12 protein-coding genes and 1 pseudogene are annotated in these 13,530 nt (G+C 69.8%); 9 read left to right on the forward strand and 4 right to left on the reverse strand.

Going from position 1 to position 13,530, the window contains the following annotated elements; translation table 11 throughout:
• Positions 1–9: 9 nt before the first annotated feature.
• The 4 genes from lexA to HS99_RS44605 all read left to right on the forward strand — a co-directional run bounded on the left by lexA (position 10) and on the right by HS99_RS44605 (position 4,083).
• Entirely contained in the window at positions 10–705 is a 696-nt protein-coding gene (gene lexA, locus HS99_RS04505) for a transcriptional repressor LexA (RefSeq protein ID WP_046386175.1), read from the forward strand.
• A 196-nt stretch (positions 706–901) separates the two neighbouring features.
• A complete protein-coding gene (gene ligD, locus HS99_RS04510) occupies positions 902–1,798 on the forward strand; it encodes a non-homologous end-joining DNA ligase (RefSeq protein ID WP_267885593.1) in 897 nt (298 codons plus the stop codon).
• Between the two features lie 887 nt (positions 1,799–2,685).
• The gene (locus tag HS99_RS04520) at positions 2,686–3,810 is read left to right on the forward strand and encodes a helix-turn-helix domain-containing protein (RefSeq protein ID WP_030557484.1); all 1,125 of its coding nucleotides are present in this window, start codon (positions 2,686–2,688) and stop codon (positions 3,808–3,810) included.
• 108 nt (positions 3,811–3,918) lie between these two features.
• Positions 3,919–4,083, forward strand: a complete 165-nt coding sequence (locus tag HS99_RS44605; protein WP_157881824.1) for a hypothetical protein — start codon at positions 3,919–3,921, stop codon at positions 4,081–4,083.
• 327 nt (positions 4,084–4,410) lie between these two features.
• Here the strand turns inward: HS99_RS44605 and HS99_RS04525 are convergent, their stop codons facing one another.
• The gene (locus HS99_RS04525) at positions 4,411–5,472 is read right to left on the reverse strand and encodes a NucA/NucB deoxyribonuclease domain-containing protein (protein ID WP_232790684.1); all 1,062 of its coding nucleotides are present in this window, start codon (positions 5,470–5,472) and stop codon (positions 4,411–4,413) included.
• A 401-nt stretch (positions 5,473–5,873) separates the two neighbouring features.
• Here HS99_RS04525 and HS99_RS04530 point away from each other — a divergent pair, with 401 nt between their 5' ends.
• Positions 5,874–7,139 (forward strand): hypothetical protein, encoded by a 1,266-nt coding sequence (locus HS99_RS04530; RefSeq protein ID WP_078938750.1) that lies wholly within the window; start codon positions 5,874–5,876, stop codon positions 7,137–7,139.
• Positions 7,140–7,318: 179 nt separating this feature from the next.
• The gene (locus HS99_RS04535; RefSeq protein WP_030557480.1) at positions 7,319–8,188 is read left to right on the forward strand and encodes an SDR family NAD(P)-dependent oxidoreductase; all 870 of its coding nucleotides are present in this window, start codon (positions 7,319–7,321) and stop codon (positions 8,186–8,188) included.
• A gap of 84 nt (positions 8,189–8,272) precedes the next feature.
• Here HS99_RS04535 and HS99_RS04540 read toward each other — a convergent pair whose 3' ends face one another.
• Positions 8,273–8,653: a hypothetical protein gene (locus HS99_RS04540; RefSeq protein WP_050366193.1), complete on the reverse strand. Its 381-nt coding sequence runs from the start codon at positions 8,651–8,653 to the stop codon at positions 8,273–8,275.
• Positions 8,654–9,215: 562 nt separating this feature from the next.
• Between HS99_RS04540 and HS99_RS04545 the strand changes: the two genes are divergently transcribed.
• The 3 genes and pseudogenes from HS99_RS04545 (at position 9,216) to HS99_RS04555 (ending at position 12,168) form a co-directional block, all read left to right on the forward strand.
• Positions 9,216–10,493, forward strand: coding sequence for an MFS transporter (locus HS99_RS04545; protein ID WP_050366194.1), 1,278 nt, complete (start codon positions 9,216–9,218; stop codon positions 10,491–10,493).
• A gap of 162 nt (positions 10,494–10,655) precedes the next feature.
• Positions 10,656–10,910, forward strand: a pseudogene (locus HS99_RS04550) (ATP-binding protein); the annotation flags it as partial.
• 364 nt (positions 10,911–11,274) lie between these two features.
• Positions 11,275–12,168, forward strand: a complete 894-nt coding sequence (locus tag HS99_RS04555) for an IS5 family transposase (protein WP_046386176.1) — start codon at positions 11,275–11,277, stop codon at positions 12,166–12,168.
• Here HS99_RS04555 and HS99_RS04560 read toward each other — a convergent pair.
• Entirely contained in the window at positions 12,149–12,652 is a 504-nt protein-coding gene (locus HS99_RS04560) for a hypothetical protein (RefSeq protein ID WP_063737778.1), read from the reverse strand. The two genes, HS99_RS04555 and HS99_RS04560, sit on opposite strands and share 20 nt — an antisense overlap.
• 91 nt (positions 12,653–12,743) lie before the next feature.
• Positions 12,744–13,499: a nucleotidyltransferase domain-containing protein gene (locus HS99_RS46240; protein WP_232543312.1), complete on the reverse strand. Its 756-nt coding sequence runs from the start codon at positions 13,497–13,499 to the stop codon at positions 12,744–12,746.
• Positions 13,500–13,530 lie beyond the last annotated feature (31 nt).

Raw genomic sequence — 13,530 nt, forward strand, 5'->3', positions numbered from 1 at the left:
AAGGGCACCATGGCCGACACCACCACACCCACACCCGGCGCCACCACCGGCCGGCCCAAGGGCGTGCGCGCCGACGCCGACGGCCTCACCGAGCGCCAGCGCCGGGTGATCGAGGTCATCCGCGACTCCGTCCAGCGCCGCGGCTACCCGCCGTCCATGCGCGAGATCGGCCAGGCCGTCGGCCTGTCCAGCACCTCCTCGGTCGCCCACCAGGTCAAAGCCCTCGCCCGCAAGGGCATCCTCTACCAGGACCCCCAGCGCCCCCGCGCCTACCGCGTCACCGCCGACCAGCCCCAAGCACCCACCACACCGGCCTACGCCCCCACGTACGACGCCACCCCCGTCCCCTTGGTGGGCCGGATCGCCGCCGGCGGCCCGATCCTGGCCGAGCAGACCATCGAGGACGTCTTCCCGCTGCCCCGCCGACTGGTCGGCGAGGGCGAGCTGTTCGCGCTCACCGTGCGCGGCGACTCGATGATCGAGGCGGCCATCTGCGACGGCGACTGGGTCACCGTGCGCCGCCAGCCGGTCGCCGAGAACGGCGACATCGTGGCCGCGATGATCGACGGCGAGGCCACCGTCAAGCGGCTCAAGCGCGAGGACGGTCGGATCTGGCTGATGCCGCACAACCCGGCGTACGAGCCGATCAACGGCGACAACGCCACCATCCTCGGCAAGGTCGTCGCCGTCCTGCGCCGCCTCTGACCCACCGCAGCCCACACCCCAGGACGTCCGCGGTTCGTCCCGTCTCTGGGAGCTGCTCATGAGTCCGTTGTGGTGCGCCCGGGTTGCGGTACGGCCGACCGGCCGCATCCAGCTCCACGACGGGTTCGGCTGACTGCACCCTGGAAGCATGAGTCCCCGGGGATCGGCGCAGGTGACGCTGCCGCATGTCGAGCCGATGCTTGCGACAGCCGGCCCACTGCCAGCCGGGCCAGGATGGATGGGGGAAGTGAAGTGGGACGGGGTGCGGTGCGTGGCCTATGTGCCCGAGGCCGCGCCGGTCCGGCTGCTCGGCCGCCACGGAACGGACCTGACCGACCGGTTTCCTGAGGTGGTCGAGGCCCTGACGATGCGCGGGCCGCTAGTCCTGGACGGCGAGCTCGTGGTCATGCGCGGAGGCCGCCCCTCGTTCGCGGCCCTGCAGGGCCGCGTCCACCGCACGCGTCCCGCCGCGGTACGGACCGGGGCAGCCGCTACACCCGCCGTCTTCGTGGCGTTCGACCTCCCGCACACCGGGGAGCGATCACTGCTCATCGAGCCGTACGCGCGGCGGCGACAGCTGCTGGAGGGCTTGGAGCTGGAGCGGCCGGGCCTACGGGTGCCGCCGGCGTGGGACTCGATCACCGAGGCGTTCGGCTGGACACGGGAGCACGGGCTGGAAGGTGTCGTCGCCAAACGATCCGATTCCCCGTACCGGCCCGGCACACGCTCCCGGGACTGGATCAAGATCAAGCATCTGCGTACCGCCGACGTCGTGATCGGCGGCTGGCTGCCCGCCCCCCGTGAAGCATCGGTCCGCGCGGTCCTGGTCGGCGTTCCGGTCGAAGCCGAAGGGCGACTGACGTTCGTCGGCTCGGTCGGCACCGGGTTCGCCGGGGCGGAACGCCGCGCCCTCGCTGCCGTGCTGCGGCGCATCGACTCCCCGGTGTCCCCGTTCACCGCCGCCGGACTGGGACTGCCACGCGGCACCCTGGTCCGATTCGTCCGCCCCGAGCTGCGCGCCGAGGTCGAGTTCCTCGAACTCACCGACGCCGGTCGGCTCCGTCAGCCGGTGTGGCGAGGTCTGCGCGGCTGATCGCCGCCCGACCATGGCGCCGACCGTCCGTTCCGCAGACGCTGAACGGGACAGCGCGGCGGTCGCGACAGGCCAGGGTGTGCGGAGGGTCTTGGGGCGTTGCGGCTGTGTGTAGGTCTTGACGCCGCTGGCACATGCCAGAAGGCAAATGCCGGAGGATTTCAGTTTCGTCTGATTGTTGCCCGTGGCGGCCGGATATGGGCGATGGCGCTGGTTCCGACTACTTCAGAGCTCATCTCCAACCTGATCTGATCGGACATGAGTGATCTGTGATCGGGCTTGGGCATATCGGGGCGCGATTCCCCGCAGCTGCCGTCTGTTTACGTGATGAATGGTCAACGCGCAGTGAACCCTGTGGCAGTAGTGTCCTCGTACGGGTGAGCCCCGGACCGTGGCCTAGGAATCCGGGGCCGGGGCTCACCCGCTGACACATCGTCACGATCAAGGAGTTCATATGGCTCTTGACCGCGTCCTCCGCCAGGGCTTTGTGGTTCCCGCGGCGGGGTTCCCCGAAACTAACATGCCTGACCAGTCCGCCCGCGAGGGCGTTGCCTGCTGGGCACTCGCGTGGTTCGGGCTGCGGGTGGCCGCTTCCGGAGCGCTCGCGATTGGGGTTCGGGGTAGGCGCTCCGGTGGATCGGTGAGCGTTCTGCTGGCGGCTGGGGTGGCCGTCGACGGCTTTTACGCCCGCCACCAGCGGCGCCGATCCTGACGCGCGATTGGTTCGAGGGCGGTTGGGCGCGGTCTTTCGCGCGTCCCCGCCCCGGCCGGCGGTTGCGGGGGTCTGGAAGTCTTTCGTACGGCTCTCACGCGAGAATTCCCTTCCCCCGCGTTGCACGGCTCGTCATCACCTTTCACCAGGACGCCGGAGAGCCGGAGGATTCCCCGTGCCCGAGCCCGAGATCATCATCCAGTTGTGCGAGTACTGCGAAGGAGAGTTCACCCGGACGAGCGCGAAGGGGCGACCGCGTCGCTTCTGCAAAGCCGCGTGCAGGGCGAAGGCGAGCCGGGCCGCGGCCCGGCGCCGGGCCGGCAGTAGCCCTGCCGGGGTCGTCGGGGAGTACGACGTCACGGTCTCGCGGCTCGCTCTGCAGGCCATGACCCTGGCCCGTCGGCTGCAGAAGCTCTCGGAATCCGGGGACGAGCGCCCCGGTCCGTGTGCTGGTCTGGAACTCGTCGCGCAGCTGCGCGACGAGGTGGACGCCCTGACCGCCGCGGTGGTGCTCCAGGCCCGTGAGCGCCGGGTCAGATGGCCCATGGTCGCCGAAATCCTGGAGGTCAGCGCCGATACGGCACGGTCGCGGTGGTCCCTGGAACGCGGCGGCCGACTTCTGCAACTGCACCAGCAGCGGCGCCGCGCCGCATCCCAGGCAGCGGCTAGGCGCCGCGCCGACGCCGAGCGCAAACGCCACGGTCCGGGGCTGCACGCCCTGCCCGTTGGAGCCCCGACCGATCCCGAGGCCCAGCTGACCAGTGCCCTCTCCCACCTCCAGCGGGCCAGCGGCAAGTCGATCCGGCGCGTCGCCGAGGAGACCGAGCTCTCCGCCTCGTTCGTCTCCCGTCTCTTCTCCGGCGAGCGCTTTCCCTCGTGGCCGACGGTCGAGCAGGTGGTGAGCGTCCTCGGCGGCGAGCCAGAGCAAGTGCGCACGCTGTGGCAGGCCGCCAGGGGCGAGGAGCTACCCCGACCGTTCCTGCCGGGCAGGCCCACGGCCCGGGCGGAGGCCGCCGCCGGTCTCCAAGCCGCCGTCCAAGGTCTTCACCTTGCCTCCGCTCGTCCCAGCGAACGAGAGATCGCCAGCCGGGCGCCCCGGCCGGTCACCACCACCCAGGTCGCCTCAGTGCTGCACGGCAGCCTGGTGGACTGGCCGGTCGTCGCCGCCGTCGTTGAGGCCCTTCGCGGGCACCCCGACCAGGTCCGCCCCTGGTGGGAATGCGTGCAGCTGTCGCTGAACCCCTATTGGACCCCGCAGCAGGGATCGTTCACCGCGATCAGCGCCGGCGCGTTCGGCTGACCACGGCAGCACAGACACAGCCCCCCCGACGGGCCCACCCGGCTCGTCCACGACTACCGGCGGCGTCCGGCAACCCTAGACGCCAACCCGATCAACAGGAGAACCACGATGCCTGCCCCCCTCCAAAGCGCCGCGCTCCTCACGGCGGCCGCCAGCGTCTGGTACGCCGTGGCCGTGACCTTCGCCGCGGTGACCGCCGTCGCGGCCCGCACCGAGGCCCGCCGCCGCGCCGCACGGGAAGTCCTCAAAGTCCTGGTCCGCCGATCCCGCTGACGGGCAGCGCCCTGGCCCCGGTCAACCTTCGCGGTGGCCGGGGTCGCTTGCTTGGGAGGCCCCCGGGCATGTTTCTACGACTTACTCAAAAGGCGTGGAGATGAAGAAGCTCGCCACTGCGGCGGCGTCGGCATGCTGAACCACATCAGGTCACTGCTGAAAGGCGCGATGCTCAGCGCTCCTGACGCCGCCTCTCCCCGGCGCAGGCCGCTGACCTGCTCGGGGGGTGTCGAGACGGAGCCGCCCTGTTGGGCCTGGACCCGGCAGTGACCACCGGCGCCCGAGCGCCGGGCTGCCGGAACGCGTGCCCGGGTGCGGTCCTGCCGCCTACGCGTCGATGATGACCTCGAACGCCTCGCCCTGCATGATGCGGTCGGAGGTCACCGCGCGCGCGTACTCGCGACCCGCAGCGGAGTTGTCCTCTCCGTCGACGTGGGCCCGGATGCAGGGCGCGTTGGGTGGAGTGCCCCGGTCGACAGTCACGTTCGCGACGTCCCACACCCCGCCGACCTCGCGCGGGGTGATGTCGATGCACTGTTCACCCTCGTTGCCGCCCTGCGTCGACTTGGCGAACGGGTATTCATCACACGAGTCGTTGGGGATGCCCGTGGCGCCCCGGGGGAACTTGAACGGCCCCCGGTCACAGGTCAGGGCACGCCTGCCGTCGGCCTCCGGGTCAAGCGGGTCGACATACCACCGGTTCAGCAGGTGCCCGGGGGCGCCGAAGTGGCCCGTGAGGTTCTTCTGCGCCCACTCGTAGGCGACGGCCGCCCCCTTGTAGAGCGACCGGTGGAACGTCACGTTGGCCGTGTGCCCGTCCACGATGCATCCGGGCGGTGATCCGTCCTTCGGTGAGACGTTGTCGTCACAGCGCACCTTGGGACCGGACCAGTCCACGAACCTGTTCACCGGCCTCCCGCCGCCCTTGGCGGTGATGATGGTCCCGTTCACGTGGTAGGAGGGCTGGACGATCGTGTCGAAGCCCTTGCCGACCGACGAGCTGTAGGAGAGGGTTCCGTCATCCCTGCCCTGGCCTTTCCTCAGGAGTACGGGCGTCCCGCCCCAAGCCGGTGCCCCCGCCGTGCACTGGCCGCTGCACGTGGCGCTCAGCGCCATCGTCACAGCCGAGATATTGGGCGTCATATCGGCGACTTGGATCACGATGTCCTCCTTCCACTGTGCATTGGGCAGGGAGTTCATGGCCGCTGCGGCGAGGACCAGGACATGAGCCTGGCCGTTCACCTTGCTGTCCTCGCCAAGGGTCACGTACTCGGCCAGGTACCGCGTGCAGTACGCCTTGCGATTCGAGGGGATGGAGTTCGGGTCGTCCTTGACGCACAGGTCCGCCCCCGGGTTGGCACTGGCCACCCGGGGGGCTGCGGCGGGCACGGCGGTGAGGGCGGAGGTGGTGGCCGGTACCGTCTTGATGCAGGTCCAGGCCACGCCCCCGCGCCGGAGGTCGGGCCCGGTTTCCGTACAGTCACCGTGGCCCTGGGGCGCTGTACGGCTCGTGGGCGTGTGGGCGGCGGCCGGCTGGGCGCCCAGGGCGCACAGGGCTGCGAGCGAGGCTGCGGCCGCGAGCAATCGCCTGACACGTTTCACAGAGTGGTCCCCCTGTTCGGTGGCGCACGGGTTCACCGAGGATCGAACCGGTCAGGCAACGGTGTGCACAAGGGGAGGAATAGGCCCCTCCACGAACTTTTGTGGCCGGTTCCGACCTCACGCCATGACCTCGCTGTCGCTACATTCATCCTTGACCTGACATATACACGATCAAGGGGGAATGGATAATGACGCGCCCCATACGACCCGTCAGCCGCACTGGCAGGTCGCTCACGGCGGTGACCGCCACGGCGGCCGCTTGGGCGCTCGCCACTGTGGGCTTCGCCGCCTCACCGGCGGCAGCGGCATCCGCCACCACGACGGCGCCCCGGCTCGGCGACACCTGTACGGCGGCCGACCTCGGCACACGCCACCCGATCATCAAGACGACCGAAGTCACCCCCACCATCACCCACTTCAAGGGCTGGTACGTCACCCAGGGCTCCACCGGCAGCCATACCGTTACCACCAGCACCCAGACCACCATCTCGGTGTCGGTCGGCCTCAACGGCACCGTTCAGGGAAATTTCGCCGTCGAAGCCCTTGGCAGCGTCGGCGCGAGCCTGGGCCTGAACGTCCAGGTCAACTACTCCTCCACCAGCAGCGAGTCGAACTCCGTCTCCTGGAATTTCTTCGAACCCGGCTACTACGGCCTCTACAAGGGCACCAAGAAAGTCACCGGAACCTACGGCAGCCTCAACTGCAACCGCACCGACCTGGGCGGCGGCACCTATGGCCTGAAGTGGACCGCAGGTCCCGACACCGGCAGCTACACCACCTACACCGCCCTGGAGGAAGGCGCGGTGCGCTGCGAGGACAAGGTCCCCGCCAACAGCATCATGCGCAAGGCGCAGGACCTCCTCGACTGCGGCTCCGCCACTGCGAAGCACCCGGCGGGGTCGACCCCTTCGGCGAAGGACGACAAGCCGGCCGCCGACGAAACCGTCCTGGCCGAGAAGAGCGCGAAGACCACCGCAAGCCAGACCCCCTCCACGCTCGCCGCCCTGAGCTGCCAACCCGCCGTCTACAGGATCGACGTTCCCGGCAAGACCCTGAACTGGAGCGCACCGCTCCTGGCCAACGACGGCATCCGCCTGCGCGAATCCACCTTCTTCAGCGCCCACCTCGACAACTGGCGGCTGTGCAACGTGACGGAGACCAACGGGGTCATCGAGGCGTCCCTGTGGAACTGGGGCAACGGCGGATGCGCCACCATCCCGGCGAACATCGCCAACCAGGAGCAGGCATACCTGACCACGGCCAACTGCGCGGAGGACGACCTCCAGCGCTTCTACATCTACCGCGACGTACCCGGCAGCTCGAAGATCGGCCTGCAGAACAAGTACACCGGCTCCATGATCGCCTACGACCGCTATGCAGACGGAGAGCTGATCCGCCAGTACTCCAGCGGCCGGCAGGACGGCACCGGCACGTTCACCCTCACCGCAGTCTGACAGCCCGCACACCCTGAACGACCCCCGCTCCCGCCCGTGCCTTGGCGCAGTGGGTAGCTGGCCCGCCTCGGCCCAGGAGCCCAAAGGCCCTGATCGCCCATATGATCGGTGATCAACAGTCTTGCCACCATCGGTCCTGGTGCTGCTGGTGCCCCCGGACCCGACACCGGAGTTGCGTCATGAAGAGCCTGCACCACAAGGTTGCCGTCGTCACCGGGGCGACAAGCGGCATCGGAGCACGCATAGCGGAGGTGTTCGCCGGCGAGGGCGCCTACGTCGTCCTCGCCGGACGCCGCGAGCGGGAGGGACACGAGCGGGCCGCGGCCCTGGGCGAGCAGGCGACCTTCGTGCGCTGCGACGTGTCGCTGGAGGCGGACGTCGAGGCGCTGGTCGGCCACGCCGTGGATCGCTACGGGCGGCTCGACATCATGGTCAACAATGCGGGCGGCCCCGGGAACATGGCATCGGTCACCGACTTCGACACGGAGGTGTTCGCACGGACGATGGCGGTCCACGTCGCAGGCGTCATGCTGGGCATCAAGCACGCCGCACGCCAGATGGTCGTCCAACGCTCGGGAAGCATCATCAACGTGGCGAGCCTGGCAGGCAAGATCGCCGGCTGGTCCGGCCTGGACTACTCCACTGCCAAGGCCGCGGTACTCCACCTCACCCGGTGCACGGCGGTGGATCTGGGCGAGTACCAAGTGCGTGTGAACAGTGTGTCCCCGGGTTTCGTGCCCACGGGCATTTTCGCTAAGGGCGCCGGAGCCGACGCTTCGGTCGCCGACGCGGCGGCTCCCTCCGCAGCCGCGATGTTCAAGCCGCTGCTGGACAGTAACCAACCGCTCCCCGGCACTGTCGCGACCGACGATGTGGCCGCGGCGGCACTGTGGCTCGCCGGCGACGCCAGCCGCCTGGTCACCGGGCAGGATCTCGCCGTCGACGGCGGCATGACGGCCGGACGGCCCGCCGCGGTCTCCCGTGCCGAACGGACCCGCATGCGCGACCACCTGTCCGAGGACGTGCGCGCCACCGAAGTGCGACCGTAGAGCCGCACTCGACGGGCGGAGCCGCACTCACCCGTCAGGTCCTCGACATCCCGTAGGACGCGCCGTCCATGTGCCGGCCCGCTGTTACCAGCCCGAGCCGACCGTGCCCCTCGCCACGAGGGCCAGGGGCACGGTGGGCCGGCTGATCAGATCGGCTACTTGAGCCCGGAAGTGCAGCAGCTGGTGGTGCTGGAGCGGGTAGAGCCGTTCAGCACGTCGTTGGCGGTCGACTTCGCGCTGCGCGGCGACCAGGCCGGTCCCGGTCATCGCGGCGAGCAGATGGACCTGGGTGCCATCGGGGCGACGGGCGCCCCGCACGGTCTTCCCGTCCACGGTCAGCGAGCGGCGGAGGCATTCGCCCGGCCCCTGATCCGGCGGCGGGCCGCCGGTGTCGCGGGCGGCGAGCCAGGCGCCGATCGCCGCATCGAGGGCGTCGCCGTCGACGCGCTGCAGGACCCGGCGCACGGTGGCCTCCGCCGGGGCGCTGGGGTCGGACGGTTCACGGTTCGGGCCTGACGCCCGTCACCGCACCCTGAGCCGCCGCCGGGGCGCTCCCACGCTGCGTGGCACTTCGCGCCAGCTGTGTCAGTCGACGGCCGCGTACCTCCCACTGGCCGACCACTGGGAGGTCAACGCTCTGCTCGGCGTGCGCTTTTCTAGCCCATCGAGGCCTGTCAGCGGTCACGCAATTCCCCACGATCTGCATGATCAGCGTCACGTAATTCCCCACCCTCGTGGTCACGTTTCCCCATGGGGACGGCGGTCGTGGACAGGCGTTGTGATGTTCTGGGACCGGGTCGAACATTCCCCGTTTCGGGTGGTTTGAGCGTTGAGTAGCTATCTCTGCTGGTCCCTCCTGCTTCCCCATGGGCATTCCGGAGCCGGGTTGAGGGTCCTGGCCATCTCGGAGTCGTAGTCGTCCCTCGACCTGCGGGCCGAGAGGTCGACGGACACACCGGATGGCAAGGAGAACGTTCACCATGGTCGACATCGTCGAGATCTAGTGATCAACATCCAGGAGTACCAGGTGAGTCAGACCAGCACCCTGTCCCCCGACGACTGTCAGGAGGACACCGCCCCGGACCGTCGGCCCTGGCTGGTGCGCCGAGGGCTGCTCCTCGAGTCCGGCCCCCAGCGCAGACTGGCCCTCGCAGGCTTCATCAACCAGCTCGGCACCGCGGCCTTCCTGGCGACGGCGCCGCTGTACGCTCTGCGGGTGGTCGGCCTGCCGATCGAGCAGGTCGGCCTCGGCCTCGGGGTCGCGGGAGTGGTCGGCCTGCTCGCAGGCCCGCCCGTCGGGCACCTCGCCGACCGCCGCGGCCCTCACGGCGTCTTCCTGGTCACCCTGTTGATCCAGACCGTTTCCATGCTGTCGCTGCTGTTCGCCCACTCGTTCGTGGTGTTCATGGTGTCCATGGCGGTGACCGACCTGGCCGGTGCCTCGGGGGGCGCGGCGCGCGGCCCGATGATCCGCCGGTTCGGCGGTGACGAGGTGCCGAAGTTCCGCTCCTACCTGCGCTCGACCGCCTTCCTGGCCAGTACCTTCGGCGCGCTGGCCGCCGGTGTGGTGATCCAGCTCGACTCCGGCTCCGCCTACCGCGCGCTCATCCTCGCCAACGCCCTGACCTTCGCCGGCTGCGCGGCCGTCATGCTCCGGCTGCCCAGGCTGGAGCCGCTGCCCGCATCGACCGAGTCGAACCGGTGGCTCGCACTCAGGGACAAGCCGTACATGGCGTTCGTCGTGCTGGACGGCATCCTGTGGATCCAGGGCGAGGTGGTGACCTACGCCGTGCCGCTCTGGGTGGTCCTGCACACCCATGCACCGCGCTGGTTCACCGGCATCGCGCTCGCCGTCAACACCGTGATGGTGGTCATCCTTCAGATCCGGACCAGCCGCGGGATCAAGGGCGGCCAGGTCGCCGGCCGGGCCACCCGGCGCGCCGGGCTGGCGTTCCTGGTCGGCATGGCGGTCATCGCGATGGCCTCGGGCCTGCCCGGCTGGGCCGCCACGGCGATAATGACGGCCGGCGTCGCCATCCACACCGTGGGTTCGCTGTGGCACGCGGCCGGGTCGATGGAGCTGCGGTTCCGGCTGGCCCCCGCGCACGCGCAGGGACAGTACTCCGGCGTGTTCGGCATCGGCATGGGCCTCTGCTACACCATCGCTCCGGGCCTGCTCGGCCTGCTCTGCCTGAGCTGGGGCGTCCCCGGCTGGCTGGTCATGGGCGGCGTCTTCGTCGCGGCCGGCCTCGCCATGCCGTTCGTGGTCCGGTGGGCCGGACAGTCCCGGGAACTCAGCGCCTGAGCGGGCGGACCGGGGCCCGGGCCAGTCCTCCGGCCGGTCCGGGCTCCCTTTGAGCAGACCCCGAGCTGCACCAGAAGCCCTGTCTCCATGCACGGACAGACCGAAGATCACCCGACCGAGCCGCCACATTCGAACACATGCTCAGCAAGATCGGTACGACAACGGCTTCTGACCGCAGCCCAGGCCGACGACCTCTACGAGCTGGTCAGCGAGCGGCAGGGACGGTCCCTGATCATCACCAGCAACCGGGCTCCCAGCGACCGGTATCCGCTGTTCCCCAACCCCGTCGTCGCCGAGTCACTCCTGGACCGGCTGATCAACACCAGCCACTAGGTGATCATGAACGGCCCCAGCTACCGGCCGAACAAGCGCCCCAAGAACCCCACCGACAGGTCCGACAAGCCCCCGGTCAACTAGCAAGCAGCGAGCAGACCGGCCAGAATGCCTGCCGGGTCGTGCAGCACGCGGGCGCCGTCGGTCACCACGCGGCGCGTCCCCGGATCGACGGGATCCGTCTTGGCCCAGGCAGGAGAGCCGATGCCAACCTCGACCTCCAGGCCAGAGTCCGTGGAGTGGCGTCGTTCAGAAGCGATTCCCAAACCGAGGGTGAAGGCTGCCGCTCGAACTTCCGTGCGTGTCGGTCTCGTTCGGGTGATCGCTCCGCGGTCGGCGCATAGGAGAAGGGCCTCCTGCGCAGTTCGGTGATGTCGAGTCAACGAACCATCAGGAGGCCCTGGTGTCCCACTGTGGCGTGCTTGCTCCGTCCGCGTCCAGCTCCGGCATGTCGTGCGATTGCCTCGCACACCTGCTCGGAAATGCCGCCGACCAGCCGGACCGGGCCCGCCGCTACGGCTCCGACCTCACCGACGCGGAGTGGGTGATCGTGCGGCCGCTGCTGCCGGTCCCGGCCTGGATGAACGGGCAAGGGGGCCGCCCGGAGGGCTTCTGCCACCGCCAGATGCTCGACGCGGTGCGCTACCTGGTCGCCGAGGGTGTGCGCTGGGCGAGCCTGCCCGCCGACTTCCCCAAGTGGCGGGCCGTCTACCGGTTCTTCCGCCGCTGGCGCGACAACGACTTCATCAAGGAGCTCTACGGCCGACTGCGCAAGCGTCTGCGCGAGCTGGCCGGGAAGAAGGAGGAGCCCTCGGCCGCGATCATCGACTCGCAGTCGGTGAAGGCCGATGCCACCGTCGGCGCGGCCACCCGCGGCTACGACGCCGGGAAGAAGATCAACGGGCGCAAGCGGCACATCGCGGTGGACACCCTGGGCCTGCTGCTGGTGGTGATCGTCACCGCCGCGTCGGTCAAGGACAACGACGCCGGCCGTGACCTCCTTGAACAACTGCGCGCCGAGCACCACCGCATCGCCCTGGTCTGGGCCGACGGCGGCTACACCGGATGGCTGGTCGCCTTCGCCCACGCGGTCCTGGCCCTCGCGCTGACCGTCGTCAAGCGCGGCGACGACGCCAAGGGGTTCGTGGTGCTGCCACGCCGCTGGGTCGTGGAGCGCAGTTTCTCCCACCTGATCCGAGCCCGGCGCCTGGTCCGGGACTACGAGACCCGCATCGACAGCGCCGAGGCGATGGCCTGGTGGGCCGCGAGCATCCCGGCCACCCGCCGCCTGGCCCGCTCCGGCGCCCCGGCACCCCGCCGCCTCAAGCCGCCCGCGGCCTGAACAGCCCCGGCCGCCCCTCGCTCAACCAGCCCCGCTCCGCCAGCCGCTTCGCCCGAAACCGGGCCGCCTGCTCCCTCGCGTCACTCGCAGGCCAACCCAGATCCTCACGCATCGCCCGAGCCCGCACCCCGTCCCCGCCACCGGCCGCATCGCGCTCGACCAGGGCCACGATCCGCGCACAGTCGGGCGGAAGCGCATCGATCCCCAACCCCTCGCTCCAGAAGGGCACTTCGACCCGCGGCCCGACCACGCCCGCAACCGGCTCCACCACCGGGGCGCCGACCGGCGCCCCGGGCACCGCGGCCTCATCGGCCAACTCGCCCAAGGCAGCGACGGTCTCCTCCCGCGCGATGACCGCGCGCCGCGCGGCCTCATCCGCCTCGGCCACGGCGGCCTGAAGCCCCTCCAACTCGGCCCGCAGCTCCTCCGCCCGGGCCAACGCCACCCGCTCGCGCCTCTCCAGCACTCCCAGCACCGACGGCATCCGCCACCTCCGACCACGCCCCGCACCGACACGACGCTCCGAGCGTGCCTACCGAGTGGCGGCCACACACCTCACCTGGGAAAGCGTGACCCTACCCTCGGTTTGGGAATCGCTTCTCAGTGATCGGTCCCCACGCCTGGGTGTGGATCAGTTCGCCCAGGCCGAGTTCCCCAGCCCAGGCGGCCTCGTCAAGATATCGGGGCTCGTCCGTTGTGAGTAGGACGATGTCGATGTCGGAGTCGGGTCGTGCGGCATTGCGGGCACATGATCCGACAAGGAGCAGGCCAACGACGTCTTCGCGATCCCTCGCCCACCGTGTGATGCGATCGATGACCTTGTCGATCTCAGCGATCCGCTCCAGCGACAGCACCGTCGAGCTGCTTACTGGCTGATCGTCACGACTCACATCGTCCCCTGGCAAGTAGCTGACGCTGACTCGAGACAGCTTCTCAGGCCGGTGCCACAGCAAACCACCACCAGCCCGATGGGCATCGTGAGGGCGGCCCGGAACCGCGGAACCGACGCCAAGTGCCTGGGGAATTACGTGACGTTTGCCCTGGGGAATTGCGTGACCGTTGACACAGACCGACAACCGGTTGACGGCGGCCGCCTGCCCGGCCTCGACCGCCGCGCCGCCGAGCGCGTCCGGGGACAGCCGCTGCTGCCAGCCGGCCGCGACCACGATCGACAGCGGGAGATCGTCCGGGTCGAGCACGACGGTCACCGAGCCGGTGCGGTCGGTGCCCTCGGAGCGCTGGGGGAGGATGTCGCGGGTCACGGCGAGCGCATCGGTGAGCTCGCCCAGAAAGGCGCTCATCTGCTGCAGCTCACCCAACGGGTCGTTCATGGCACAGGCCTCTCCATGCCGTCTGAGCGAG

The sequence above is a fragment of the Kitasatospora aureofaciens genome (genome assembly GCF_001188955.3).
Lineage (GTDB): Bacteria > Actinomycetota > Actinomycetes > Streptomycetales > Streptomycetaceae > Kitasatospora > Kitasatospora aureofaciens.